Origin of the sequence: Brachybacterium sp. HMSC06H03, from assembly GCF_001807385.1 — a bacterium.
In the GTDB taxonomy this organism is placed as follows: Bacteria; Actinomycetota; Actinomycetes; order Actinomycetales; family Dermabacteraceae; genus Brachybacterium; species Brachybacterium conglomeratum.
Genome location: NZ_KV788806.1, coordinates 33,299 through 59,862, shown reverse-complemented (window position 1 = coordinate 59,862; position 26,564 = coordinate 33,299). Strand labels below are relative to the sequence as shown.

General features: G+C 69.5%; 22 protein-coding genes and 1 pseudogene. 18 read left to right on the top strand and 5 right to left on the bottom strand.

Going from position 1 to position 26,564, the window contains the following annotated elements; all coding sequences use genetic code 11:
- The 18 genes and pseudogenes from HMPREF3159_RS09535 to HMPREF3159_RS09450 all read left to right on the top strand — a co-directional run.
- Positions 1–208, top strand: a pseudogene (locus HMPREF3159_RS09535) (CAAX protease); the annotation flags it as partial.
- A gap of 30 nt (positions 209–238) precedes the next feature.
- Entirely contained in the window at positions 239–1,168 is a 930-nt protein-coding gene (locus HMPREF3159_RS09530) for a serine hydrolase domain-containing protein (RefSeq protein ID WP_070500814.1), read from the top strand.
- 109 nt (positions 1,169–1,277) lie between these two features.
- A complete protein-coding gene (locus HMPREF3159_RS09525) occupies positions 1,278–2,615 on the top strand; it encodes a hemolysin family protein (protein ID WP_070500813.1) in 1,338 nt (445 codons plus the stop codon).
- A gap of 173 nt (positions 2,616–2,788) precedes the next feature.
- Positions 2,789–4,540, top strand: a complete 1,752-nt coding sequence (locus HMPREF3159_RS09520; RefSeq protein ID WP_070500812.1) for a pyruvate dehydrogenase — start codon at positions 2,789–2,791, stop codon at positions 4,538–4,540.
- Between the two features lie 351 nt (positions 4,541–4,891).
- Entirely contained in the window at positions 4,892–5,137 is a 246-nt protein-coding gene (locus HMPREF3159_RS09515; RefSeq protein ID WP_070500811.1) for a hypothetical protein, read from the top strand.
- Positions 5,138–6,004: 867 nt separating this feature from the next.
- Positions 6,005–7,615: a tyrosine-protein kinase domain-containing protein gene (locus tag HMPREF3159_RS09510; protein ID WP_070500810.1), complete on the top strand. Its 1,611-nt coding sequence runs from the start codon at positions 6,005–6,007 to the stop codon at positions 7,613–7,615.
- Positions 7,615–8,592: a glycosyltransferase family 2 protein gene (locus HMPREF3159_RS09505; RefSeq protein WP_070500809.1), complete on the top strand. Its 978-nt coding sequence runs from the start codon at positions 7,615–7,617 to the stop codon at positions 8,590–8,592. The genes HMPREF3159_RS09510 and HMPREF3159_RS09505 overlap by 1 nt, the downstream gene beginning before the upstream one ends.
- Positions 8,589–9,617, top strand: a complete 1,029-nt coding sequence (locus tag HMPREF3159_RS09500) for a CgeB family protein (protein ID WP_070500808.1) — start codon at positions 8,589–8,591, stop codon at positions 9,615–9,617. The genes HMPREF3159_RS09505 and HMPREF3159_RS09500 overlap by 4 nt, the downstream gene beginning before the upstream one ends.
- Positions 9,605–10,693 (top strand): hypothetical protein, encoded by a 1,089-nt coding sequence (locus HMPREF3159_RS09495; protein ID WP_070500807.1) that lies wholly within the window; start codon positions 9,605–9,607, stop codon positions 10,691–10,693. The genes HMPREF3159_RS09500 and HMPREF3159_RS09495 overlap by 13 nt, the downstream gene beginning before the upstream one ends.
- Positions 10,690–11,397, top strand: a complete 708-nt coding sequence (locus tag HMPREF3159_RS09490) for an acylneuraminate cytidylyltransferase family protein (protein WP_070500806.1) — start codon at positions 10,690–10,692, stop codon at positions 11,395–11,397. The genes HMPREF3159_RS09495 and HMPREF3159_RS09490 overlap by 4 nt, the downstream gene beginning before the upstream one ends.
- Positions 11,382–13,643: an N-acetylneuraminate synthase family protein gene (locus HMPREF3159_RS09485; RefSeq protein WP_210388862.1), complete on the top strand. Its 2,262-nt coding sequence runs from the start codon at positions 11,382–11,384 to the stop codon at positions 13,641–13,643. The genes HMPREF3159_RS09490 and HMPREF3159_RS09485 overlap by 16 nt, the downstream gene beginning before the upstream one ends.
- Complete coding sequence (locus HMPREF3159_RS09480) at positions 13,634–14,737, top strand: glycosyltransferase family 4 protein (protein ID WP_070500805.1); 1,104 nt, start codon at positions 13,634–13,636, stop codon at positions 14,735–14,737. Before HMPREF3159_RS09485 ends, HMPREF3159_RS09480 begins: the two co-directional genes overlap by 10 nt.
- Positions 14,734–15,966, top strand: coding sequence for a hypothetical protein (locus tag HMPREF3159_RS09475; RefSeq protein ID WP_070500804.1), 1,233 nt, complete (start codon positions 14,734–14,736; stop codon positions 15,964–15,966). Before HMPREF3159_RS09480 ends, HMPREF3159_RS09475 begins: the two co-directional genes overlap by 4 nt.
- Positions 15,963–17,036: a glycosyltransferase family 4 protein gene (locus HMPREF3159_RS09470; protein ID WP_083305897.1), complete on the top strand. Its 1,074-nt coding sequence runs from the start codon at positions 15,963–15,965 to the stop codon at positions 17,034–17,036. The genes HMPREF3159_RS09475 and HMPREF3159_RS09470 overlap by 4 nt, the downstream gene beginning before the upstream one ends.
- The gene (locus HMPREF3159_RS09465) at positions 17,029–17,880 is read left to right on the top strand and encodes a glycosyltransferase family protein (protein ID WP_070500803.1); all 852 of its coding nucleotides are present in this window, start codon (positions 17,029–17,031) and stop codon (positions 17,878–17,880) included. The genes HMPREF3159_RS09470 and HMPREF3159_RS09465 overlap by 8 nt, the downstream gene beginning before the upstream one ends.
- Before the next feature lie 5 nt (positions 17,881–17,885).
- The gene (locus HMPREF3159_RS09460; RefSeq protein WP_070500816.1) at positions 17,886–18,821 is read left to right on the top strand and encodes a glycosyltransferase family 2 protein; all 936 of its coding nucleotides are present in this window, start codon (positions 17,886–17,888) and stop codon (positions 18,819–18,821) included.
- The gene (locus HMPREF3159_RS09455; protein WP_070500802.1) at positions 18,821–19,960 is read left to right on the top strand and encodes a glycosyltransferase; all 1,140 of its coding nucleotides are present in this window, start codon (positions 18,821–18,823) and stop codon (positions 19,958–19,960) included. The genes HMPREF3159_RS09460 and HMPREF3159_RS09455 overlap by 1 nt, the downstream gene beginning before the upstream one ends.
- Positions 19,957–21,825 (top strand): ABC transporter ATP-binding protein, encoded by a 1,869-nt coding sequence (locus HMPREF3159_RS09450; RefSeq protein ID WP_070500801.1) that lies wholly within the window; start codon positions 19,957–19,959, stop codon positions 21,823–21,825. Before HMPREF3159_RS09455 ends, HMPREF3159_RS09450 begins: the two co-directional genes overlap by 4 nt.
- Here HMPREF3159_RS09450 and HMPREF3159_RS16710 read toward each other — a convergent pair.
- Genes HMPREF3159_RS16710 through HMPREF3159_RS09425 form a run of 5 tightly spaced genes read right to left on the bottom strand, consistent with a single transcriptional unit; the run spans position 21,819 to position 26,563 of the window.
- A complete protein-coding gene (locus HMPREF3159_RS16710) occupies positions 21,819–22,745 on the bottom strand; it encodes a glycosyltransferase (protein ID WP_083305896.1) in 927 nt (308 codons plus the stop codon). The two genes, HMPREF3159_RS09450 and HMPREF3159_RS16710, sit on opposite strands and share 7 nt — an antisense overlap.
- Entirely contained in the window at positions 22,742–23,761 is a 1,020-nt protein-coding gene (locus tag HMPREF3159_RS09440; RefSeq protein ID WP_070500799.1) for a glycosyltransferase family 2 protein, read from the bottom strand. Before HMPREF3159_RS09440 ends, HMPREF3159_RS16710 begins: the two co-directional genes overlap by 4 nt.
- The gene (locus HMPREF3159_RS09435) at positions 23,758–24,609 is read right to left on the bottom strand and encodes an alpha-1,2-fucosyltransferase (RefSeq protein ID WP_083305895.1); all 852 of its coding nucleotides are present in this window, start codon (positions 24,607–24,609) and stop codon (positions 23,758–23,760) included. The genes HMPREF3159_RS09440 and HMPREF3159_RS09435 overlap by 4 nt, the downstream gene beginning before the upstream one ends.
- A complete protein-coding gene (locus tag HMPREF3159_RS09430) occupies positions 24,606–25,610 on the bottom strand; it encodes a hypothetical protein (protein WP_070500797.1) in 1,005 nt (334 codons plus the stop codon). Before HMPREF3159_RS09430 ends, HMPREF3159_RS09435 begins: the two co-directional genes overlap by 4 nt.
- Positions 25,610–26,563 carry a glycosyltransferase family 2 protein gene (locus HMPREF3159_RS09425; protein WP_070500796.1) on the bottom strand — a complete coding sequence of 318 codons (954 nt, stop codon included), beginning with the start codon at positions 26,561–26,563 and terminating at the stop codon, positions 25,610–25,612. The genes HMPREF3159_RS09430 and HMPREF3159_RS09425 overlap by 1 nt, the downstream gene beginning before the upstream one ends.
- Position 26,564 lies beyond the last annotated feature (1 nt).

Below are 26,564 nucleotides of genomic sequence, written 5' to 3'. Positions count from 1 at the left end.
GGCACCGGGCACCTCCGCCGCTGCGCTCTCCGTCCCCGCCGCGGCCGCCTCCGAGGCGGCGCTCGCCGGCGGGATCACGGGCGCGATCGCGCTGCTGCTGCTCACCGGTCTGCTCGTGGTGTGGATCGGCCGACGTGAGGGCGTGCGCCTGCGCGAGCCCGTCACCCGGCCTGCTGGCCAGGAGGCCCCCGACCCGGTGCACATCTGAGGCGTCGGCCTCACCGGCTACGGTCGAGCCATGAGCACCGCGGCCGTCACCCCCGCCGACCACCTCCTCCTGCTGCCGCTGCGCCAGCGGATCCTGGAGCAGCGCCTGGGCGTGCGGGCCCTGCACCTGCACCGCACGGGCCGTCCCGAGCTCTCCCACCGATTCGTCGAGGACACCGCCGAGAACGTCTACTCGGTCTCGAAGACCGTCACCGCCCTCGCCGTCGGGATCGCGCAGGCCGAGGGGCTGCTGGGCGTCGAGGACCGGCTCGTGGATCACCTGCCCGCCCCGACCGGAGGGTACGGGCAGGGCGTGGACGAGGTGCGGCTGCGGCACCTGCTGACCATGACCTCCGGCTCCCCGGTGCTCGGCTTCCTCGACGCCGAGCGCGAGCACGAGGACCTCACCGCCCACATGCTCGCCACCGACCTCACCGCCGCGCCGGGCGAGCGGTTCGAGTACTCCAACGGATCGATCTTCCTGCTCGCCCGCGTGATCGAGGAGCGCACCGGACAGACCCTGCGCGACTGGCTGATGCCCCGCCTGTTCGCACCGCTCGGGATCCTGAACCCGCAGTGGTTCACCACCCGTGACGGCCACACCTGGGGCGCGACCGGTCTGCACCTGAAGAGCGGTCAGCTCGCCCGCCTCGGCCGCCTCCTCCTGGACCGCGGCGCCCACGAGGGCGCCCGGCTCGTCCCGGCCGACTGGATCGACGCCCTCCACGCCGAGGACGCCTGGGTCGCCACCGGCGACCCCGAGCCGGAGGCCGCCCGTTACGGCTTCGGGGTCTGGGACTGCACGGCCGACGGGGCCTGGCGGGCCGACGGTGCCTACGGCCAGTTCCTGCTGGTCCTGCCCGCGCAGCAGGCCGTGCTCACCGTGACCTCTCACCTCGAGGGCCGCGCCGGCGCCGAGATCCTCCGCGCCGTGTGGGAGGAGCTGCTGCCGCTGCTGTGAACAGTCCGGCGCCGCCCTCCGGTGCGTGCCGCGAGGGACGACCCTGCCGCGACCAACGCGGCCCGTTGCCTGAGCCGCGCCCCAGGCGCGCACCGGTAGGTTTGTCCCCATGGATCCTTCCGTCCTCCTGAACATCGCCCTCGTGCTGCTCTTCGTGCTGATCGGCGGCGTGTTCGCGGGCACCGAGATGGCGATCGTGAATCTCCGCGAGTCGCAGATCGACCAGCTCGAGGAGTCCGGGCCCCGCGGCGCGAAGACCGCGACGATGGTCCGCGACCCCAACCAGTTCCTCTCCGCGGTGCAGATCGGCGTGACCGTCGCCGGGTTCTTCTCCTCCGCCTACGGCGCCTCCACGATCGCGCCCTCGCTCGTGCCGGTGCTGACGGGGCTGGGCCTGCCGGAGGCCACCGCCGGGACCGCCGCGCTGATCGGGATGACGCTGATCATCGCCTACCTCTCCCTCGTGCTCGGCGAGCTCGTCCCCAAGCGCCTGGCCATGCAGAACGCGCTGGGCATGACGCGGATCGTCGGCCCGCCGCTGCACCTGTTCGGGCAGCTGATGCGCCCGGTGATCTGGCTGCTGTCGGCCTCCACCAACCTCGTCGTGCGCCTGCTCGGCGGCGACCCGAGCGCGAACCGCGAGGCGGTCTCCGCCGAGGAGATCAAGGCGATGGTCCGCGACTCCGACGCGCTGGACCAGGCGGAGTCGCGGGTGCTGGCCGACGTGTTCGACGCCTCCGAGCGCACCGTCGTCGAGGTCATGCAGCCCCGCCACCAGGTCCACTTCCTCGACGGGCGCCAGAGCGTCGAGGAGAGCCGACAGGAGATCCGCGACACCGGCTTCTCCCGCTACCCCGTCACCGGCGACGACGTCGACGACGTGCTCGGCTTCGTGCACGTGCGCGACATGCTCCTGGTCGAGGACCCGGTCCGCACCCGCATGTCGGAGCTGGTGCGCCCCATCGAGCACATCCCCGGCACAGTCCAGGTGCTCTCGGCGCTGAACCGGATGCGCGCCCACGCCGACCAGATCGCCGTGGTCGTGGACGAGTACGGCGGCACCGACGGGATCGTCACCCTCGAGGACCTGCTCGAGGAGCTCGTGGGCGAGATCTACGACGAGTTCGATGCGAAGACCTGGCCCGCCCCCGGCGGCCTGGACAGCATCCTCGCGGCCGACGGCACCTTCGAGGGCGGCCTGATCCTGCAGGAGTTCGAGGCCGCGACCGACATCTCCCTGCCGGACACCGGCGGCTACGAGACGGTCGGCGGCTTCCTCATGGCGCAGCTGGGACGCATCCCCGAGGCCGGGGACACGGTCGCGATCGACGGGGGCACCCTCGAGGTCGCCGAGGTCGACGAGCGCCGGGTGAAGACGGTGCGCTTCATCCCGGGGACGCCCGCCGAGGGCGAGGAGCAGGCCGACGAGGAGACTCCCTCCGTCTGAGGGGGCGGGCCCCGCCCCCGCCGCGCCGCGCCTCCGCTGCCGCGCCGCGCCGTTCCCGAGCCGATCGGTCGGGGCTCAGCCCTGCCATCGGGGCGTCTCGCGAGTAGGGTCGAGGACATGCACTCCGTTCCGGGACCGTGCTCCCGGGAACCCACATCTCGGGAGGACCTCTCATGGCTCGCAGCACCTTCGCCCAGCTTCTCGTCACCCAGCTCCGCGACCTCGGCGTGGAGCGCATCTACGGGGTGGTCGGCGACTCGCTGAACCCCGTGGTCGACGCCGTCCGCACCACCGAGGGCATCGAGTGGGTGCACGTGCGCAACGAGGAGGCCGGCGCCTTCGCCGCGGGAGCCGAGGCCCGACTGACCGGGAAGCTCGCCGTGTGCGCCGGCTCCTGCGGCCCCGGCAACACCCATATGATCCAGGGCCTGTACGACGCGCACCGCGACAACGCGCCGGTCCTCGCGATCGCCTCCCACATCCCCTCGGAGAAGATCGGCACCGGCTTCTTCCAGGAGACCCACCCCGAGCGGCTGTTCCAGGAGTGCTCCCACTTCTGCGAGATGGTCAACTCCGGCCCGCACGGCGCGACCATGCTGCACATCGCGATCCAGACCGCGATCGCGAAGAGCGGCGTCTCCGTGCTGGTGCTGCCCGGCGACGTCGCCGACCAGGGGGTCGACGCCCCGCTCACCCGGGATCTCGCCACCGAGCTCGGCGCGGTCCAGCCCGCCGCAGGCCCCGTCGGCCGCCTTGCCGAGCTGATCGACGAGGCGGACACCGTGATGCTGTTCGCCGGCGCCGGGGTGCGCGGCGCCCGCGAGGAGGTGCTCGCGCTCGCCGAACGGGTCAAGGCGCCGATCGGCCACGCCTTCGGCGGCAAGGAGTGGATGCAGTACGACAACCCCTACGACGTGGGCATGAGCGGTCTGCTCGGCTACGGCGCCTGCTACGAGGCGATGCACGAGGCGGATCTCGTGATCCTGCTGGGCACCGACTTCCCCTACAGCGAGTTCCTGCCGCGCGAGAACGGCAAGGGGGCGCCGCGGATCGTGCAGATCGACGCCGACGCGTCCCGGCTGGGCCGCCGCGTGGGCCTCGACCTCGCCGTGCACGGCGACGTCGCGCTCACCCTCCAGGCGGTGCTGCCGCTGCTGACGTCCACCAAGGGGCACCGCTACCTGCACCGTCAGCTGAAGGCACACCACAAGGCGCTCTCCGGTGTGGTCGCCGCGTACACGAAGAACGTCGAGCGGATGACGCCCATCCACCCCGAGTTCGTCGCCGCGACGCTCGACGAGCTCGCCGACGACGACGCGGTGTTCACCGTGGACACTGGCATGTGCAACGTCTGGGGCGCCCGCTACATCACCCCCAACGGGAAGCGACGCGTGTTCGGCTCCTGGCACCACGGCACCATGGCCAACGCCCTCCCCCAGGCGATCGGCGCCTCGAAGGCGTTCCCCGGCCGGCAGGTGATCTCGATGAGCGGCGACGGCGGGCTCGGCATGCTGATGGGCGAGCTGCTGACCGTGAAGCTGCATGAGCTGGACACGAAGATCCTGGTGTTCAACAACTCGAGCCTGGGGATGGTGAAGCTCGAGATGCTGGTCGAGGGCCTGCCCGACCACGGCACCGACCACGAGGCCGTGGACTACGCCGCGATCGCCGAGGGCGTGGGCATCGGCGCGGTGCGCATCACAGAGCCGAAGAAGCTGAAGAAGCAGCTCGCCGCCGCGCTCGCGACCCCCGGCCCGGTGCTCATCGACGTGGTCACCGATCCCGACGCCCTCTCGATGCCCCCGAAGATCACCGCGCAGCAGATCCGCGGCTTCGCGACCGCCTCGACGAAGGTCGTGCTCGGCGGCGGGGTGGGGAGGATGGTCGACATGGCCGCGAGCAACCTGCGGAACATGCCGCGGTGACAGCGGCTCTCCCGCCGCGCTCGGAGCGGAGCGGGCGCCTGCTCCACGCCGGGTCGCCGGCATCGTGCGCCGGTCGAGGGAGGCGGAGGTCCGTCCGCGCGGCAGGTCGTGCCGGATGACACAGCCCTCCCGACTTTCCTTCGGTGGACTGCGGGTTCTCCTCGAGTCTCGCCGCGCCTCCGGGGACGCGGACAGCTGACGCGGGTGCTTCGACAGCACCGCTTCGCGCACCGCTTACTCTTTTCCCGCGCGGTGCACCGGGTGCCGCATGTGCCCTCACCGGAGGAACCCGCGTCATGGACCGGCTGGGACAGCTCCTCTCCATGGAGGCGCTCTGGGAAGAGGTGGTCGATGGGCCGCGGGACCAGGGCCGACGGGGGTCGGCCTCGCCGCGCCCTCGCGCGCGGCGCGGCCTGGACCGCCGCCGAGCGGCCGTCCGCGGTGCCCGCACCGGCCATCGCCCTGAGCTGCTCCGCCCAGGCGCTCACTCTGGTCGAGGGCGACCGCCCAGACACGATCCGCCAGGAGGACACAGTCCCGCAGGAGCCGATGAACTATCGCTGCGCGATCCGCTCGGCGAGGACGTGGGGACGGTGAGCGTCGCCGCGGAGGGCGCTCCGCTGCTCGAGGCCGAGGGGCCGGGCTCGCCCTCGCCCTGCGGTCGCCGGGATGGCGGATCGAGGTCGCCCTCGACCGGCCCGCGCTGCGCCTCGCCCTGCGGATCCACGGCGTCGACCTCGTCCTGCCGGGCGGGACGGGCACTGGTCGCGGCGATGCGGTCACGGTCGCTGTCGACGGCGGGAGCGCCTCGATCATCGGCGAGCCGGTGCCGAACGCAGCCCGTGCCGCCGCCGGGGAAGGTCGAGGGCCGTGGCCGGCCATCCGACTGACCCTCACGGGAGCGGTCACCGCGTTCTCGCTGCAGGACCCGCCCGCTTCTGCCTCGGTCGGCGGCGAGGGCACGCTCCGCATCACCGCCCTGGAGGCCTGCTTCTGAGAGGCCAGAGGGCGCCGCACGATCCGCCCCGCGGATTCCACCGAACGGTGACGACGACGGCGCAGCTGCCGGCCGGGCCTGCCCCTCGGGCCGCCGCTCGGCCCGCCGTCAGCACCAGGGCGGCGAGCATCAGCAGCGCCGTCATGGAGAAATCATCTCGCCGTGAGACCTGGAACACGATAAGCCGCATGTCGGGCATTCCATCCAAAGAGATCAGATCGGACGGATCGGTCATCCGCATCGGCGACGCGAAGACATCCCGAGATGCCGCAGTGCATGCCTGACCCGGCATGAGGTGAACCCGGCCGCTCGGTCGGTGCTGGTTCGGCGACCGGCAGGTGAACATCGGCGCAGTCTCCGGCGAAGCGTCAGTTCGTGACGTGGTCGTGACGACATTCCGGGCGGTTGTGCACCGGTTTCACCTAGTATGACAAGGCCCCTCGAACGGTCTCAGAAGAAGAGTTACGGTGACGATCGAAGACTTCCTCAGGCTGCTGCTGCGCAACCTCCTTCTCCTCGTCGCCGGCCTCGTGCTCGGTGCCGCCACCGGCTACGGCCTCTCCTTCACGCAGAGCACCACCTACTCCGCGAGCGCGCTCGGCTACGTCTCCGCCAGCGCGCAATCCGACGAGAACGGCGACCCGATCCAGCAGGCCAGCGGGAACATGGAGTTCCAGTACTCGAAGGCGCAGTCGTACCTGCCGCTGTTCAACACCCGCGCGGTGGGCCAGCGGATCGTGGACGAGCTGGGCCTCGAGGCGAGCCCCGACGAGGTCGCCGGTTCCCTGCAGACCACCCTGGACCCCAACGCCCCGATCATCACCGTCGAGGCCGTCGCGCCCACCGCGGAGGAGGCCTCCGCGATCGCGAACGCCGCCGTCGAGGCGACCGCCGCCGAGGCCCGCGAGCTCGAGACCGGCGGGAACGAGAACGCCGCCGTCGGCGTGCAGCTGACCAACTACCAGAACGCGGTCGTGCCCGGCGCCCCCGTCTCCCCGGACCGCGAGAAGTTCCTGCTCGCCGGCGCCGCCTTCGGGCTGCTGGTCGCGCTGGGCCTCGCCTGGCTGCGGGACCGCAATGACAGCCGCCTGCGCACCGCCGACGACGTCACCGACGTGGTGGGCCTGCCCACCCTCGGCGCGCTCCCGGACGCGAAGGAGCTCGCCCGCGGCAAGGACGGTGTGCTGCCTGAGCCCACGTCCTTCCCGAGCCGGGAGGCGCTGCGCAAGCTGCGCACGAATCTGCGCTACATCGACGTGGACAACCCGCCCCGCTCGATCGTGGTGACCTCCTCTGCCCCCGGCGAGGGCAAGTCCACCGTCGCCGCGAACCTCGCGCGCGTCATGGCCCGCGCCGGCCAGCCCACGCTGCTGGTGGATGCGGACCTGCGCCGCCCGATGATCGCCCAGCAGTTCTCCGTGGACGGCGAGGTGGGCCTGTCCCAGCTGCTCGCCGCCTCGGTGAGCCTCGAGGACGTCGCCGAGCCGACGACCGTCCCGCTGCTGACCCTGCTCCCGGCCGGGCAGATCCCGCCGAACCCCTCCGAGCTGCTCGGCTCGCGCCGCATGCAGGAGCTGATCGAGGAGCTGTCGCGGCAGTACTTCGTGATCATCGATGCGCCGCCGGTGCTCGCGGTCACCGATGCGCAGCTGCTCACCCGCCACTCCGACGGCGCGATCCTCGTGGCCGTCCCCGGCCAGACCCGCACCGCCGCGATGCAGAAGGCGGTCGAGGCGATCCGCGCCGTGAACGGCACCGTCTACGGCGCAGTGCTCAACCGCGCCTCGACCGGCCGCCTGAACCGACTCGCCTACGGCGACGCCGTCTACGGCTACAGCGCCTACGGCAAGTACGGCTACGGCGCGCTCGGCGGCTACGACGAGTCCGCCGTGGTGCCGGATGCCGAGGAGGTCGACGTCGAGCAGGCCGGCGGTCCCGCCGAGCCCGGCCCTGCCTCCGCGCCCGCCGAGCCCGGCCCGGTCGTCGAGCCCGACGGGCACGAGCCCGAGGGGGACTCCGCGGCCGCCGCGCGCACCTCCCCGCGCGGGCGCCGCGCCGCCTCCACCTGGGGTCGGTGATGAGCCTCCGCGGGCTCGGGGCGATCATCCCCGTCCACGGAGCGCTCGCTCCCGTGCTGCCGCTGCTCGAGTCGCTGTGCGGCGAGGCCGTGCCCGCCGCGCAGCGCCCCGCCCGCGTGGTCCTGGTCGACGACGCGAGCCCCGTCCCCGTCCCCGCCGGTGAGCTGCCGGCCGGGGTGGAGCTGGTGCGCCGGCCCGTCAACGGCGGGTTCGGCGCCGCCGTGAACACCGGACTGGACGCGCTCGCCGCACCGGTCGTCGATGCGGCCGACGCCGCGGGCGGGCCCGCGATCGAGCACGCGCTGGTGCTGAACTCCGACCTGCAGATCCCGCCCGGCTTCTGCGAGGACCTGCTCGCGCACGCCCTGCCCTGGATGCCCGCCGTGGTGGGCTGCCGGAACGTCGGCGAGGACGGCGGCTCCAGCTACGCCGCGCGGTACTTCCCCACGATCTCCCACCAGGTGGTGGAGTGGCTGGTGCCGCTCGCCTCGCAGCGCCACCGCGACGTGCTGCACCGCGCCGTCGGCCACGACCTCGACGCCGAGCGCGGCAGCGGGATGGTGCCGGTGGACTGGGTCTCCGGGGCGGTGCTGCTGCTGCCGCTCGCGGAGGTGCGTGAGGCCGGCGGCGTCGACGAGGGGTACTTCATGTACACCGAGGAGGTGGACCTCCAGCTGCGCCTGCGCCGCGCGGGGATCCCCGCCCTGCTCGATGCGGACCTCGAGGTGCGCCACGTGGGCGGCGGCTCCTCCGGCGGCGAGGCCCGCCGGCGCCGCTGGCTCGTCGGCGCCCGCATGCGCTACGCCCGCAAGCACGGCAACGTGCACCTGCTGCGCGGCGCGATGACGCTGGCCACCGCCGCGAACCTGCTGTGGAACAGCGCTCGCCGCGCCGCCGGACGGGACGTGGCCCCGCTGGCCGTGGCCCGCGAAGAGCTCGACCTGATCCACCGCGCCGGAAGGACCCTCCCGCGATGAGCCCTGCCCCCTCCACCCCGGAGCGGCTCCTGCTGATCTCCCCGGCCTTCCACGGCTACTGGCGCAGCATCGGCGACGCCCTCGCCCGCCGCGGCTACGATGTCCACACCGCCCGCTACGACGCCTACGACACCGTGGGCGACAAGCTGCGGCTGAAGGCGACCGTCGAGCTGCCCGACCGCCTCCACCTGCCCGGCGACCGCCGCACCGCCGAGCGCGCCCGCCTCACCGACCGCGTGATCGCGCGGATGCGGGAGGTGCAGCCGCACCGCGTCGTCGTCATCAAGGGCGACGGGCTGGATCAGCGGTTCTGGGACGCGCTCGGGGACACCCCGCGGATCCTGTGGCTCTACGACGACCTCCACCGCCACGACTACACCGACGAGTTCCTGCGCCAGGTCGGCCCCGTGGTGGACTACGCCCGCTCCGAGACGGACATGCTCCGCGCCCGTGGGGTCGATGCGCACTTCGTGCCCAACGCCTTCGACCCGCACCGCAGCGAGCCCACCAGCCGCCGCACCGACGAGATCGTGTTCATCGGCTCCGGCTACGCCAACCGCAAGGAGCTGCTCACCCACCTCGCCGAGCACGACCTGCCCGTGCACGCCTGGGGCCGGGACTTCTCCCGCCACCCGTTCGACCGCGCCCGCACCTTCTCCTGGTCACGTCCCCCGATCGCCGCCTCCCGCGAGGTGCCGCTCGAGCGCGCCTACCAGATCCACGCCGAGGGCGCGGCGGCCGTCGCGATCCACGGCCTGCAGAACGGGCACGCGATGCGCACCTTCGAGATCCCCGGCATGGGCGGCGTGCAGCTCGTGGACCGCGACGACGTGGACCAGTTCTACGAGGTCGGCACCGAGGTCGCCGTGTGGCACGATCGCGAGGAGCTCCTCGATCTCGCGCGGCGCGCCCTGCAGGACCGGGCCTGGGGGGAGAGGATGCGAGAAGCCGGCAGGCGCCGCACCCTCGCCGAGCACACCTTCGATCATCGCCTCGAGGAGGTCGATTCGCTGTGGCAGGACTGATCCACCCCAGCTCCCTGGAGCGCTGGCAGGAATGGCAGAACACGCGGAACCGAGCCCGCCAGGTCAAGCACGCCGTCACGAGCGCGGTGCGCTCGCGTCGCGGCACCCAGCAGCTGCCCGGCCTGGTCCTCCACTCCCGAGAGGGAGAGGGTGACACCCGCCTGCTGATCGGCCTGGACTCCGCCTCCCCGACCTCCCGCGCGAGCCTGCTGACCTCCCTGCCCTACCTGCGCATCGGCGTGGACGTGCTCAGCCCCGCCGGCCTTGACCTGCCCGAGCTCGCCGGCGACGAGTGGACCCATCAGCGGATCGAACCCGCCACCACCGAGGACGAGCAGCGCCGCCGCCTCGCCGTCGTGCTGGACAGGCGCGGGATCGGCGCCGTGCTCACCCTCGGCCAGCACCTCGCCGCGGGCCGCGCCGCCCACGAGTGGGCGCTCGCCACCGACACCGCCTCCGCCGTGGTCCAGCACGGGGCCCTGACCCCGTACGCCCCGCCGCTGCCGCCCCGCACCACCCTGCTGGCCTGGAGCGACGCCGACGCGGAGTTCTACCGCTCCGGCCGCGACGACGTGGAGGTGCGCACCGTCGGCTCCCAGCTGCTGTGGCAGGCCGGCAAGGAGAGCGAGGGCGAGGTCGACGTGACCGGGCAGAAGCCCGTGTTCCTCGGCCAGATGCACGGCGCCGAGCTGCCGCGCCGCCTCACCGCCGGGATCGCGATGTCCTTCTGCCGCGCCGAGGGCGCGCTGTACCGCCCGCACCCCTCCGAGACGGACGTCCTCTCCCGCGCCGCGCACAAGCTGATGATGCGCCGCGGCGTCGAGTTCCAGGACACCTCGATCCCGCTGCACGAGGTGGGCGCCCCGGTGGTCGGGATCTTCTCCACCGGCGTGCTCGAGGCCGCCGCCCGCGGGATCCCCTCCTGGGTCGCCGGCGAGAAGGTGCCCGCCTGGGTGCGCGAGTTCTGGGACCGCTACGACATGCGCCGCTGGGGCGGGGAGCCCACCCCCGCACTCCCCACCGGGGCCGACGAGCCCTCCCGCCTCATCGCCCAGATCCTCGAGGGCGCCGGATGACGGCACTGGTCGTGATCCCCGCGCGGGGCGGCTCCAAGGGCATCCCGCGCAAGAACCTGCTGAGCGTGGGCGGGCGGCCGCTGATCGCCTGGACGATCGCGCAGGCGCTCGAGGCGCAGGAAGGCGATGACGTGATCGTCGCCGTCTCCACGGAGGACGCCGAGATCGCGGAGGTCGCCGCCGCGCACGGCGCCCGCGTGATCCAGCGCCCCGCCGAGCTCGCGACCGACGACGCCCCCACCGAGCCGACGGTCCTGCACGCCATGGACGTGGTCGAGGCCGAGGGCACGGCGCTGGACGCCGTGGTGCTGCTGCAGGCCACCTCGCCCGTGCGCCGTGCGGACACGATCCGCCGGGCGCTCGCCATGTTCCGCGAGAAGGGCGTCGATGCCCTCGTGGGCGTGGTGCCGGAGTCGCCGTTCTTCTGGCGCCTGCCGGAGGCGCCCGGGCAGAGCGCCCGCGCCGCCTACGACGTGGACGCCCGGCCCCGCCGCCAGGAGCTCACCGCGCAGCAGATGCACTACTTCGAGAACGGCAGCCTCTACGTGACGGCGCCGCACATCTACCGCACCAAGAGCAACCGCATCGGCGGACGCACGGACCTGTTCGTGCTGGACGAGGTGGAGGGCGTGGACATCGACACCCTCACCGACGTCGCCGCCGCCGAGAGCATGCTCGCCCGACTCGGATGGAGGACCTCGTGATCCTGGACCGCACCACCGCCCCCTACACGGTCGACGTCACCGCGACCGTGCTCGAGGCGCTGCGGCGCATCAGCGCGAACAAGTCGCGGGTCGCCTTCGTTCTGGACGAGCACGGCACGGTGCGCGGCACCCTCAGCGACGGCGACATCCGCCGCTGGCTCGTGGAGCACACCGCCCCCGACCTCGCCGCCCCCGCGGTCGACGCCGCGAACCCGCGCTTCGTCTCGGTCCCCGAGGGCACCCCGGTCGCCGACATCGTCCCGCTGTTCCGCGACGGCGTGGACCGCATCCCCGTGCTCGACGAGCGCGGTCGCCTCGTCGCCGTCGCCACCCCCGGCACGCGCACCCTCACCATCGGCCGCCGCACCGTGGGCGAGGACCACCCCGCGCTGATCATCGGCGAGATCGGCAACAACCACCAGGGCGACGTCGAGCTCGCCAAGACCCTCGTGGACCACTGCGTGGCGGCCGACGTGGACGTGGTGAAGTTCCAGCTGCGCGACATGGCGGCGCTGTACCGCTCCGGCGGCGCCGCGAGCGCCGGCGAGGACCTCGGCCCGCAGTACACGATGAACCTGCTGGCCAAGTACTCCCTGTCCGTGGAGGACATGTACCGCGTGTTCGACCACTGCGCCGCGCGCGAGGTCGACGTGATCTGCACGCCCTGGGACCTGCCTTCGGCCGACGCCCTGCATCGCTACGGCGTGCCCGGATTCAAGATCGCCTCCGCGGACCTCACCAACCACGACCTGCTCGCGCATGTCGCCGGCTTCGGCGCGCCGATGATCGTCTCGACCGGGATGAGCACCGAGCAGGAGATCACCGGCGCCGTCGAGGTGCTGCGCGGCCAGGGCGCGCCGTTCGCGCTGCTGCAGACCCAGTCCACCTATCCCGCGCCCTACAAGGACGTGAACCTGCGGTACATGGACCGTCTCGCGGAGCTGGGCGACGGCCTGGTGGGTTACTCCGGGCACGAGCGGGGCTGGCACGTCCCGGTCGCGGCCGTGGCCCGCGGCGCGCACATCATCGAGAAGCACGTCACCGTGGACAAGACCCTCGAGGGCAACGACCACAAGGTCTCCCTGCTGCCCGACGAGCTGGGGCAGATGGTCCGCCAGATCCGCGACGTCGAGGAGGCGCTGGGCACCGACGGCCCGCGCGAGCTCTCCACCGGCGAGCTGATGAACCGCGTGAACCTCGCCAAGTCGCTGGTCGCCGCCCGCGACCTGCGCTCCGGTGACGTGGTCACCGCCGCGGACGTGGACGTCAAGAGCCCCGGCCGCGGCCTGCAGCCCAATCAGCGCGAGGCGCTGCTGGGCACGACTCTGCACCGCGACGTGCACGCCGGGGACTTCTTCTACCCCGGTGACCTCGCCGGTCGGCCCCGGCAGCGCAGCGGCTTTAGCTTCCGCCGCCCCTGGGGACTGCCGGTGCGCTTCCACGACTTCCGCGCCCTGCTGGAGGTCTCCGAGCCGGACTTCCTCGAGTTCCACCAGAGCGCGAAGGACATGGACCTCGACCTCTCCGAGTTCTTCGCCCCGGGGGAGAAGCTCGAGCAGTTCTTCACCGTGCACGCCCCGGACCTGTACCCGGGCGACTTCCTGATCGACCTCGCCTCCCCGGACGAGGCGATCTGGGAGCGGTCGATCCACGAGGTGCAGCGCGTGGTGGACCTGACCCGCGACCTGCGCGAGCACTTCACCTGCGAGCAGGACCCGGTCGTGATCGTGACGATGGGCGGCTTCCTGCCGGACCGCCACCTGCGCCCCGAGGAGCGCTACCCGCTGTACGAGCGGGTGCAGCAGGGCCTGGAGCGGGTGGACGAGGCGGGGGTGCGCCTGACCGCGCAGACCCTCCCGCCCTTCCCGTGGCTGATGGGCGGCCAGCAGCACCACAACCTGTTCATGGAGCCCGAGGACACGGTGTGGTTCTGCGAGACGTACGGTCGCCGCCTCACCTTCGACGTGTCCCACTCGAAGCTCGCCGCGAACTTCTACCAGCGCCCCTTCAGCGAGTACATCGACGCGATGGGCCCGTACACCGAGCACCTGCACATCGTGGACTCCGTGGGCGTGGACGGCGAGGGCGTGCAGGTGGGCGAGGGCGAGGTCGACTTCAAGGACCTCGCCGAGCGCATGGACCGCCTCGCCCCGGACGCGCCGTTCATCCCAGAGATCTGGATGGGGCACGTCAACACCGGAGAGGGCTTCTTCGTGGCCCTGGATCGGCTGCAGGAATGGTTCTGAACGACGGGCTCGTCGGGGAGGGGCTCGCACTCTGGTGCGTCCCCGTCCCCGACCTCGGTGGCGTGGCCCGCCACGTGCTCGACGCCGCCCGTGCCGGGATCCCCGGCTGGCGGGTGGTGGTGCTGTGCCCCGAGGGGCCGCTCGCCGAGGCACTGCGCGCTCAGGGCACGCCCGTGGTGACCGGGCCGGTCTCCCCGGCCGACGGCACCGCCGCCGCGGTGCGCACGATCCGCCGCACCCTGCAGCGCCTGCGCCCCGACCTGCTGCACACCCACCTCGCCTTCGCGGACCTCGCCGGTGTCGCAGCCGTAGCCGGGCTGCGCTCCGGCCGCGGTGAACGGATCCGCCTGGTCTCGACCGAGCACGGGATCTCCGGGGTGCGCGGCTACTACCAGTCCGGCGACCTGCAGGCCTGGGTGAAGGCCGGTGCGCATCGCGCCCGCCTGCTGCGCACCGACCGGGTGATCGCCGTCAGCGACTCCACCGCCGCGCAGGTCGCGGCGCAGTGGGGGAGCGGGCAGAAGCTCACCGTGATCCGCAACGGCGTCGACGCCCCCCAGCCCGCCCCGCAGCCCCGCGCGGGCCTGCGCGTGCTGTCCCTCGCACGCCTCGCCCTGGAGAAGAACATCGACCAGCTGATGCAGGCCTTCGACCTTGTCGCCCGCGAGCACCCCGAGGCCCGACTCACGATCGCCGGCCGCGGCCCGGAGGAGGGCGCCCTGCGCACCCTCGCCGACTCCCTCCACCTCGAGGACCGGATCGACTTCCCCGGCCACGCGGACGCGAGCGAGGCACTTCGCGCCCACGACGTGGTCGTCCAGCTCTCCGCCTGGGAGAACCTCTCCTACACGCTGCTGGACGCCGTGGCCCACGGCCTCGGCGCGGTCACGACCGACGTGGGCGGCAACGGCGAGATCGTGCCCGAGCGGTGCCTGGTCACGGCCGAGGAGGCGCGCTCGCCGGAGTTCGTCGCCGAGAGGATCATCGAGCAGGGGAACGACCTCGCGGAGCGGCCCGGGCCTGCGGAGCCCGGGCTCACCGTCGCGGGGATGACCGCGGCGATCGCGGACGTGTACCGGGAGATCGCAGCATGAGCGCCCGCACCTCTTCGTCCGAGGTGACGATCGATCGCACCGCCACCGCGATCGGCCCCCGTCTGCGCTCTGAGACCGAGGGTGTGCGCGATGCGATCGGGAAGCTGCGCATCCCGGAACTCGTACTGTTCTTCGGTCTGATCTTCGAGGGATCGATGTTCGGCCTGCCGCTGCCGTTCAACCAGGTGGTGATGGTCGGGATCATCCTGCTCGCGATCACCCGTCGGCCGCAGGTCGCGCTGGGCCGACTTCAGCTGGTCGTCCCGCTGCTGGTGATCGGCTTGTTCTACATCGGGCTGATCTCGATGTTCGCGGATCCCTCCGAGTTCGCGTTCGATTGGAAGCGACGGTTGATCAGACTGGCTCTGACGGCGGTGCTGCTCATGGTCCTCGCCTCGGGCCGCATCGACTTCCGTTCCGGTCTGGCAGGTCTCGGCGTGGGGATGCTGTTCAACGCCTTCGCGTTCTACGGCGGGTTCGCGCCGGACAACTACGGGGGGTACCTCTCGGGCTTCTTCGAGGACAAGAACGTGGCGGGCATGGCCTATGCCGTCTTCGGGGTGCTGATGCTCGCTGTGGTGGAGCGTCGCTGGGCGAGGGTGCTGCTGGTCCTCCTCATCGGAGTCCTCGTCTGGGAGACCGGCTCTCGCACGTCGATCGCCGCTCTCGCGGCGGGGGTGGGATGGATCGTCCTGGCGTCGAAGCTGTCGGTCCTCGGACGGTGGCTACTGGGGATCGTGATCGTGATCGGCGTGTCCCAGGTCGCCGAAGATTACTCCCAGATCGGGGTCTTCTCGGATCGAGAGGGATCGGATCTGCTGCGCAGTCGGATCGACGCGGCCTCCGAGGTCAAGGTGCACGACGCCGGCTTCTTCGGCTCGGGACTCGGCGAGGCCTACGTGGTGTTCGACGATGACCCGGGCAAGGTCTGGCTGTTCCACAACTCGTACTCGACGGCACTGGTCGAGGGCGGGTGGCCGTGGCTGCTCATCGTTCTCGGAGTGACCGCGGTGTTCGCCCTGCGCCCGTTCACTCGCGAGCTGAGCCGTCAGCAGATCGTCGCCCAGGCAGCGACCGTGACCACGCTGATCTGCGCCTGGCGTCTCGGCGAGGTGCTGTTCACCCTCCAGTGGGCCCTCGTCATCGCCATCGCGCTGTATGCACATGCGCGTGCACGAGACAGATATGTGGCGGAAGTGAACACTTCACCTGAGGCGGAGACTCGGTGAGCACTCCGAGGATCGCGATCGCCACGAACAATGGCGACATAGGCGGCGGTGAGGTCATGCTGCTCAACATCGCAGCCGCACTGCGCTCGATGCACATCGACGTGACGGTCCTGGCGCCCACGACACCGGGTGAGGTGCTCGAGGAGGCACGGTCTCGTGGCTTCGACGTGGTGTCGCTTAAGGCATCGAATCGCCCCGGCTACGTGGCCGCACTCGCCACCTGGCGAGTGAGGAACCGTGCAGTGCCGCTGTGGTGCAACGGTTTGGTGCCGACGGTCGCGACGACGGGAATGGGCCCGCGCATCGCGCACCTCCACATCTTTCCCACCGGGCTCAACGCTCTGGCGGCGCGGATCGGCCGACTCGGTGCCACGACGGTCCTGGTCCCCTCTCGCTTCATGGCCTCCCGGATCCCCGACACTCGCGTGCTCGAGAACTGGACGGAGGGCATCACCTTCCAGCCCCGCGAACCTCGTCCGGACGGGCCGCTCCGCGTGGGATTCCTCGGCCGGCTCACCAAGGACAAGGGCGTGCACGTGCTCGCTCGTGCGATGGTCGAGGTGATCGCTCGGTCGGAGCGCGAGGTGCGCCTGGTCCTCGCCGGGGAGAACAGGTTCGGGGACTCGGCAGATGATCGGGAGATCCAGGGCGCTCTCGAGCCCCTTGCGGGGAGCGTGGATCATCTGGGCTGGGTGCGCCGGGAAGAGTTCTTCGACCAGGTGGACCTGGCAGTGTTCCCCTCCGTCTGGGAGGAGCCCTTCGGGCTCGTCGCTGCCGAGGCGATGGCGCGAGGGGCGCCGTTCGTGATCTCGGATGCAGGCGCACTTCCAGAAGTGGCGGGTGAGCACTTCCCGTGGGTTGCTCGACGCGGTAACGCTGCAGACCTCACCGACATCATCCGCGAGGCACTCGCTTCTCTGAGCACATCCGGGCGAACTCTCGAGAACAGCCGCGCACGCTGGGAGACGTGCTACTCCCCGCGGGCAGGATCCCGCAGAGTTGCCGAGCTGCTCGGGTCGATGGGAGGACGGTTCGACGTACCGACTGCAGGGGGAGGACGAAATGCGTGATCAGAGAGTCTGCCTGGTCTCAGGAGGCGATGAGGTTCGGCTCCGCTCCTATGTGAACCACCAGATCTACGCCCAGGAGCATGGGCTGGACTACCGCCTGGAGATCGGTCTCGGCGAGGGGGTGACGAACAAGTTCTTCTACAAGACGACGATCCTCCGCAGGATCCTCCCCAGATATGACTGGATCGCATGGATCGATGATGATGCGTTCTTCACCGACTTCACCCGGAACACGATCGGCGAGCTGGTCGATGCTGCCGAGTCCGAGGACAAGTTCCTCGTCATCGCGGAAGGGCCGAAGGAGCCCAACGGGTTCTGGTCACGCATCAACACCGGAGTCATCCTCCTGAAGAACGACAGCCGAGGCGAGCAGCTGCTGGACCGCATGTGGAACGCGGACCTCGGCGTTGTGAGGGCCTGGTGGGATGACACGCGGGATGGCATCTTCACCGGCGGTGATCAGGACCAAATGTGGTGGGTGCTGCAGGAGACCGGCCTTATCTTGGACACGACGGTCGTCGGTCACCGCGAGCTGAATTCGCGGGGCCATTACTATGAAAGCTCTTTGGGCGACGCTGCAGTCATGCACTTCTGTGGGCATCGGGACAAACCTCTCGGCATCGCAAGGTTTGCCGAACGATTCCACGTAGGGCATGAACTCGTACCCGAGGAACTTCTGGACAAGTACAGCGTCACTGTCAGGTCCCCCATGAGTGGGACGGAGCGGTCAGTGAGGGCGTTGCGTCAGGAAGCGATAGGTCGGGCCAAGCCGTATCTGAAACCGCTAGTCGTCCGCTGGCGAGACTACTCACGAGCGAGAGCGGGAAAGGGCGGCGCACGGTGACGCAGATGCGAGAGATCGGCGCAACCGTCATCGTCCCGACGTACCGAGGAGTGGATAGGCTGCCGCGGCTGCTGGACAGCCTGGCAGCCCAGCAGGACGGCACGCCGTCCTTCGAGGTCATCGTCGTCGTGGACGGCGTCGACGACGGCTCGGTGGCGCTGCTCGAGAACGAGTCGAGGCTCGACGTGCGCAGCATCGTCTTCCCGGAGAACCGCGGGCGGGTCGCCGCGCTGAACGCGGGATTCGAGGTGGCCCGCGGGGATGTAATGATCCGCTGCGACGACGATCTTGTGCCGGCCGTCGACTACGTCGCGGCGCACGTGTCTGCGCACCGGGATGGTCCGGGCGGCGTGATCGGTCTTTACCTCAACGAGTATTCAGCCACCTCTTACGCCGAGGTGTACGGCAAGGACGCTGACCAGAGGTTCCGGCGCGATGCCTACAGCTCCGCACCGGCGACGGTGTGGCGCTACTGGGCAGGGAACTGTTCGATTACCCGGGAAGTTTGGGAAGCAATCGGGCCGTACGACCCCGAGTACCGCCTGTACGGATGGGAGGACGTGGACTACGGCTATCGCATCCACGAGGCTGGCTTCGAGGTCCGCCTCGCTCAGGAGCTCGAGACTCCACATCGGGTCGCAGCCGTGACTACCGCTGTTCGGGCCCGACGCGCATCGCACTCGGGCGCTGCTCGCCGACTGTTCGAGCGGAAGCACCCGCAGGCAGGACTCCCGAACGCGGTCCCTGGGTGGAGCCTGTGGAACGCGCTGGTCCGCGGGCTCTCCCGAATCCCGCTGAATCCTGCGCGTCTCGGGAGTGGTGTGGACTTCATGCTGCGGTTCCTCCCGCGCGGTTTGGGACGCAAGCTCGTGGCCCTCAGCGTCGAATCTGCTGCACTCGGCGGCTACCGGAGCCCACACACGGCGAAGGAGAAGTTCTGATGGCACCGAGTATCGCGATCGCTCACGATTACCTGACGCAGCGTGGGGGAGCCGAGCGAGTGGTGCTCTCACTCGCCAAGGCGTTCCCCGAGGCGGAGATCCACACGCTGTTCTACGAGCCCGAGCAGACCTACCCGGAGTTCCGGGAGATGCTGATCCGCACAAGCGGTCTGAACCGCGTCGGCGCGTTCCGGCGGGACCCGCGGATCGCCTTGCCTCTCCTCGCCTCGGCCTCGTCGCGAATGGGTATCGACGCGGACGTCGTGATCGCCTCGTCCTCCGGCTGGGCGCACGCCTTCCCGACAAAGGGGAAGAAGATCGTGTACTGCCACTCGCCCGCTCGCTGGCTCTATCTGCCCGACGACTACCTCGGCGAGGCAGGCCCACTCGATCTGAAGCGGTTGGCGCTCAAGGTGCTCACCCCGTTCCTTACCCGCTGGGATCAGCGCGTTGTGCAGACGGCGGACCAGTACCTTGCGAACTCGTCCGTCGTGCGTGAACGGATCCGCCGTGTCTACGGGATCGACGCCCCTACGCTGTTCCCTCCGTTCAGCCCCACCGTCGCCGAAGGCGGGCAGGAGCCGATCGGTGAGCTCGCAGGATGGGCCGGGGAAGACGGGACCGAAGGAGGCCACTACCTCGTTGTCTCGCGGCTCCAGCCGTACAAGCACGTCGATGCTGTGATCGAGGCGTTCGCCGGGATGCCGGAGCGACGCCTGCTCGTGATCGGTCGAGGGCCTGAGAAGCGGCGCCTGCTGGACATGGCGCCGGAGAACGTGCGCCTGGTCGAGGGGCTCTCCGACGCACAGATGCGGTGGGCGTACGGCCACGCTGCGGCGCTGATCGCCGCGAGCCACGAGGACTTCGGATTGACGCCGCTCGAGGCAGGAGCGCATGGGGTCCCGACGATCGCGCTGCGTGCGGGCGGGTACCTCGATACGGTGCAAGAGTGCATGAACGGGGCGTTCTTCGACACTCCGAAGGCCAGCACGATTCGTCGTGCCATCGAAAATCACTCCCGGGGTGTCACCCCGGACCCCCAGGCAATCCGCGCGAGAGCGGAGCAGTTCTCCGAAGAGCGCTTCCACGCCGAGCTGCGCACGATCATCGATGACCTCAGAAGGAGCACTACCCCGTGACAGTTCAGCTGGGCCCGGAAACACCCGAGCCGCGGGATAAGCGGACGACCGGGACGCTTCGCCTCCTGCTGCGGCTGCTCGACCGACCGACACGGTGGCGGCTCGTGATCGCCGCGGCACTTTCGGGCGCCCTGGCCCTCCTGGAGACCGTCGCGATCGTGACCGTGCTCCCGCTGGTCCAGATCGCCACCGGGGCACCGCTCGATGACGGGGCGACCGGAATGGTGTGGAATCTGCTGGGCCAGCCTGGACGGGGAACGTTCGGCATGGTCCTCGTCGGCGTCGTGGTGGGGCTCTTCATCCTGAAGGACGTCCTGGCGATGGCTTTCGTCTGGTGGCAGTCGGGGTTCGTGATGGACAAACGGGTCGAGATGTCCACCAGGCTCTTCCAGGGGTTTCTTCATGAACCAATGGCGGAGTTCCGTCGCCGCAACATCGGTGAGGCCATCCGCACCATGAACGCGGCGGTCGGGCAGGTGTTCAATACCGTGAGCTCCACGATCACGATCGTCTCGTCCGGGCTCACCGTCACCGCGATCCTGGTCGCCCTGCTGGTGACCACCCCAGTGCAGGCGATGCTCGCCCTGATCTACTTCGGCATCGCTGCTCTTGCCTATCTTCGAGTCGTCCGCCCGAGGATCGCGCAGGTCGGCGACGACATCATGGAGGGCTCGAAGGTCGCAACGATCGCAGGCCTCCAGGGGTTGCAGGGCTTCAAGGAGGTCAAGGTTCGCAGGTCCGCGCACTTCTTCATCGGACGATTCAAGAAAGGTCTCCTGCTGAACGAGCGAGCTGCACGTGAAGGGAACTTCTTCAGCTCGATCACCAAGTATCTCCTCGAGATCCTGTTCATCCTCGGGGTCGGAGTCCTCCTCGCGGTCAGCTTCCTCTCCGGGGCTGAGAACCGGGCCGTGGGATCACTTGCACTTTTCGTCGCGGCCGGGTTCCGGCTCCTACCGAACATCTCCTCTCTGGTAGGCGCTGTGAATGGATTCCGCATTGGGCGGGCGTCCGTCCTCCTGGTCGAAGAAGAGCTTCGCGATGCCACAGAGCGCGCGGGAACGCCTGCATCAGGGGATCGCATCCCGATGACGCTCTCGAAATCGCTTCGGATCGAAGACGTGCGTTACCGCTACCCCGGAGCCGAGCACGAAGTACTGCGGGGCATCGACCTCGACATCCCTGCGGGAAGCTCCGTCGCCGTCGTCGGTTCGTCCGGGGCAGGGAAGACGACTCTCGTGGACCTGGTGCTCGGCCTGCTGAGCCCGACAAGCGGGAGCGTGAGGGTCGACGGCAAAGACATTGCCGAGGGAATCGACAGCTGGCAGCGCATCTGCGGTGTCGTCGCCCAGGACGTCTTCATCGCCGAGGACACCGTGCGGAAGAACATCCTCTTCGATGTGCCGGTCGAGGAAGCCGACGAGCAGCGCCTGCGGCAAGCCGTTAAGATGGCGCAGCTGGAGGACGTCGTCGAGGCGCTCCCCGGTGGCCTGGATGGTGACGTCGGCGACTGGGGGAGTCGACTCTCCGGGGGCCAGCGGCAGAGACTGGGCATCGCGCGCGCCCTCTACCGTTCCCCGCAGCTTCTCGTGCTCGATGAAGCAACTTCTGCTCTCGACAACGAGACCGAGCGCAGGGTCACCGAGACTGTCAACGCGCTGCACGGCGACATGACGGTCATCGTCGTCGCGCACCGGCTCTCGACGGTGAAAAATGTGGACACCGTCGTCTACATGGAAGACGGCTTGATCTCCGGGATGGGAACGTTCGATGAGCTCAGGCAGAACAATGCCGGCTTCGCTCACCTCGTCCAGCTCGGTGACCTCTCTGCGCCGAACAAGGATGATTCCGCTGGGGGTCAGTAGTACTCAGACGAGAGGTCGAACGTAATGCTGGGCAGCGTCTCGATGTGGGTGGCGTGCTTGAGGCACAGAGGGGCGAGGACCTCTGCGAGAAGGGCGTACCAGGGGACCGGATAGTTCTCCTCGATCCCCCGAGGGGTCTTAGCGGGATATTCCTCGAGAAGGTCAGTGAAGTAGTCCAGGCGACGCTCGACCTCTCGAAACCACTCCACCACCAATGGAGTGCCAGGCCTGCATGCGAGCAACGCTTGCTGGAGGATGCGGTCGAAGTGGACACGTTCATCTCTTCCGAGTGGTCCGAAGGGATTGCTCGCCAGATTGTCGGGTCCGATCTCCTGGGCACCGACTGCCCAGAGTGAGTTGTCGGACGTGAGACGCAGGAGCAGGTCCTGCGGCCGTCCGGTGACCGGCTTGAGGTCCATATAGATTCCTCCATGATGTCGTAGGAGGTAGGCGCGCAGGTAGTCGGAACGGTGCACAAGGCTGAGGTGCTCGTACGCCCGGTGCAGCGGATACCCTGACAGCACGTAATCGCCGATCGTGCGCGGTGTCACCAGGTGTACTGGAATCCCGTCGGCTATCTCTCGGAGCTGGGTGAGTGCACGGGTGCGATTCTCCGACATCGGATTGTCACCGGTCCAGGCCACGAAGATCTGTGCAGGCACGTCTGCCGGTGAATGCTCGTGTTTAGCAGCTGAGGGGTGCAGGAGATGGTCCACGCCGAAGGTCGAGGCTCGAGGTACGTAGAGCGTGCCCCCGGGGTCCAGGTAGAGCTTGTGGCGTTCTGCATCGTAGCTGTAGCTCTCCCGCCTGTGCAGGGCGCGTTCGGTAGCGAATGCTATCCGACGTGAGGTCTGCCGCCAGCGTGCGCGATAGTGGCTGAGACGGCCGGCGATGCGGTGACCAAGTGATCGGGAGTTCATGGCCAGTTTCCACTTTCGCCGCGCGGGGGATTGTCTGCTTGCAAGGCCGCTTCACGCGCTGCCTCTACTCCCTGCCACCGAAGTGTCCCGGCGAGAGAAAACGGCACTGTCACCGCGCTGGGCTGCCAGGCGTTCTCGGGGATCTTCTCGCCAGAGAGCATCCGGCGCCAAGCGGTGCGCAGGCCGCTCTCGTCCATCGATCCGAGACGGCGCCAGTGCCAGCCCGCATCCGAGTTCAACTCTGCCGCCGCAAGTACCCGTGAGCCGTGCTCCACCTTGGCCCGGAACTGCTCGAAGCTGCGCCAGGGGAGATGGACGATGCCGAGTCCAGGGACGATGTCCCCGGGGCGCATCACACGATGGTTCCCCATGCCGATCACGGTTCCACGCATCGGGCGGAAGGCGATCTTCGGGTCGTGGTGGGCAAATGGATCCAGTCGCCACGCCCCGTCCTGAGCCGGGTCGGGAAAGGCGTTCACAAGTTCGGCGACGACGATGGGCGCTGCGGTGCCGCGCAGCACGTCGGCGATGGAGCCGTCCTTTCCCATCCAGCGCTCGTCGGCGTCGAAGGGCAGCACCCAGGTGGCGCCCGCTCGCCGTGCGGCGTCGGCAAGGACAGTCATCTTCGCGGACTGCTCGAACGCAGTCCAGGAGTCATCGCCGACGATCACTGGGAGGTCTCGCGCGGCGGAAGCGAGCACATCTCGTGTGGCGTCGGTCGACCCGTTGTCCACACACAGCACGCGATCCACTCCCTGTGAAGCCATCTGCGCGAGCGTGTCCTCCAGGACGTCAGCCTCGTTCCGGACCATGGCGATGCCCCAGATCTCGCCCCGGCCTGCAGTCGGCAGTGGGGGAAGCGTGATCCCCTCCGCGGCACGTCGAAGTGCATCACGACGGCGAACTCTAAAGGCGACGGCGTCAGAGGCTGCAGCCGCGCTCCGGCGAGCGACGAAGAGGCGGTGCTTGACGGCTCGCGCGGTCGCCAGTGGATCGAATGACGGCAGCGCGCTCATCCAGTTGCTCCTCGGAGCGGTGAGTACTCGGTGCGGGGCCAGGAGGGGTCGAACATCGGGGCGATGAGGTTGCCGCCGGGTGCGATCTCGTGGTGGGACGGCGCGATCGCGAGATGTTCGCCGTCGAACGAGGAGGCCAGATGGCTACCCCAGTAGGAGAACGTCGAGTTCGCGAGTATCAGTGTGGTGGCTGAGGACAGGGAGGCGAGGTCGTCGAACGGTGAGGACCTGCCCTCGAGCGTCCGGAAGCCGCCGAGCACAGGCGTGAGCTCCCGACGGCACCAGTCGACGTCGTCGGAGACGACCAGGACGTCGTCGACGGGGCGACCGGCCTGTCGCACGAGCTCGACTGCACCGGCGACGTGGCTGTGGACGTCCAGGCCGAATCGTGCGAAGAACTCGGGCACCTCGTAGTAGTCGCCACGGCGCACGTTTACGACAAGAGTCTCTCGAGTGATCTGAGCTCGGATCCGTGACCGTCGGTCACGGAAGGAGTCGCTGCTGTCCACGAGCGCCAGGCAGAAGTCCCTGTTCTGCGCGCGATCGAAATCGTGGTCGAAGAAGAAGCGGGTCGCGAACCGGCGGCGATCGAGGAGCGAGACGTCCTTCTGGTCGATCGTGAGGTCCCGGAGGAGCGGGAACTCCTCGACCCAGTCGGGCATCGTGGCGGAGCGCAGCACGGCAGCACGCCGTCCGGCGCGCTGTTCAATATGAGCCCACTGCCAGAGGTAGAGGTTGTTGCCTCCTCGGATAGCGTCCGAGGACCCCTGGACGGTGCGTGCTCCGGGACGCTCGCGCACGGTGTTCAGCAGGCTTCGTGCCGTGCTCTCCGCCGCCGACCGGATCATCGGATCGTCCCTCCTGCATCGAGAAGGGCGAGCTCGTTCTGGAACTGCGTGGATGGGGCGAGGTCGAGCGCGAGGGCGATCTCATGGATCCGCCACCGCCAGTCCAGCGTCGCACGCGCACGAGCGTGAGTCTGCGCAGGAATCGATGGGGACCAGCGAACGACGGCCTCACGGATCTGCGCGATTCCGTGGGAGAGGTCTGAGGGATCGATCTCGATCGTGCTCGCAGGACCAAGCGTCCGATCAGCGGCCCTCGGCGCGACTCCCGCGACGATCACGCCCGCGCCGAGCGCATCGGTCCATCGCCCGGTGACGTAGTCCCTGGTCGGATGGGTGTAGTCGGCGGGGCTCGCGAGATTGGAGAAGGCGAGCACGAACTTGGAGCGCAGCAGGGCCGAGCGGACGTTCTGCTGGTTCACCGCAGGATCCGGATCCATGGCGGGCCGTCCCTCGAACGTCAGCCCCACGGCCGCAGCGGCTTCCGCGGTGCGACGGTCATCGTCCCAGGCGGCCGGCTGTCGCCCGATGCGGAGCAGGTCCACGGGACGTTCGGCCGGCAGCTCATCGATCACGAGCGTGTCCGTGCCCCACGGCGCCCAGTGGATCTTGGTCTCCGTCGCGGACGCCCATTCGTCCTGCAGGTCGCGGTCGGTGATGAAGATGTGGTCGAAGTGGCCACGCCCCCGGGCCATACGCGAGATGCGATCGCTCCAGAAAGAGTCGATGACCCAGGCAGCGGTCGTGCGATACCCAGGCAGCCAATGGCGAAGCCGTGCGGCGTAGGCGAGGTGTGCAGGGTTCGAGGCCAGGACGAGGAGCGCTCGGCGGTCCGATCTGTGCCTCGGGAGCTGGCCGAGGAGCTTGCGGGCGATCGAGACCTCGCCCTGATCCTGCAGGGTGACCAGGTTGCCCTCGAGGAGCCGCGCGGTGAGAGCGGCGAGCTGGTCGATCGGCCCCCAGCCGTTCCCGCCCGCTCGGATGTAGAGGATGTCGAGAGTCATCAGGCAGACACCTCCGTCGTCTTCGCGGTGATGGACTGCGGTGCGGGGTCATGGCGCAGGATTCGGAAAGCGAGAATGCCCTGCAGAGCTCCCACGTTGCCGCCGAGGATCTGGGCCGTGCGCAGACGGTCTGCTCGGCTCTGTCGCCGCAGCAGATTCGGGACCTGGCGTGCGATCTGGATGAGCGAGTACTTGAGGCTCGGCCCTGTCATATCGCTCGTGCGATAGCGAGTCCACAGGAGGATCCGTGCGTAGTGCTGGATGCGCTGCTGGCGGAAGAGTGCCCTCGGGGTGCGCTTGAGGCGGTAGTGCACGACAGCTCGGGGGCGCGTGACCACCGCTGTTCCTGTCAGCTGCGCGCGCCACGCGAAGTCCGTCTCCTCTGCTCCGCCGGGATAGGAAGGGTCCATGCCGCCGAGTGCGAGATAGCGGTCGCGCCGGATGGCGAAGTTCCCGCCTGGGGCGGTGGGAAGATAGCCGGCGTACCCCGCTGGGGCCTTGGATTCCGGCGTGGAGGCTGGATCGGGATCCGGAGCGATGCCGTACGCCGCGAGGACATCCGTGTCGTTGAACCGCTCGTGATGCAGGGCGCCGGCGGCGATGACATCAGCTCCGGACAGGAGCGGTGCCGAGAGCTCGCGCACCCAATGCGTATCGACAAGGTCATCCGCATCGCAGAACAGCAGGACCGTTCCGCGTGCGACCTCGGCGCCCCGATTCCGGGCGTGACTGGCGCTCGACGGACCGGCGGCGTCGACCACGCGGAGATCCAGGGTGCCCGCGTGTGCGGCAGCGAAGGCGCCCGTACCGTCTCTGCTGTTGTTGTCGCAGACCAGGACCTCGAATGGGTCGGCACCTTGTTGGACGCGCAGAGCCTCGAGCTGCTCGTCGAGCACACCCGCGGCGTTGTGCGCGGGAATGATGACGCTGAGGCGCGGAGAGGGCACGCTCACG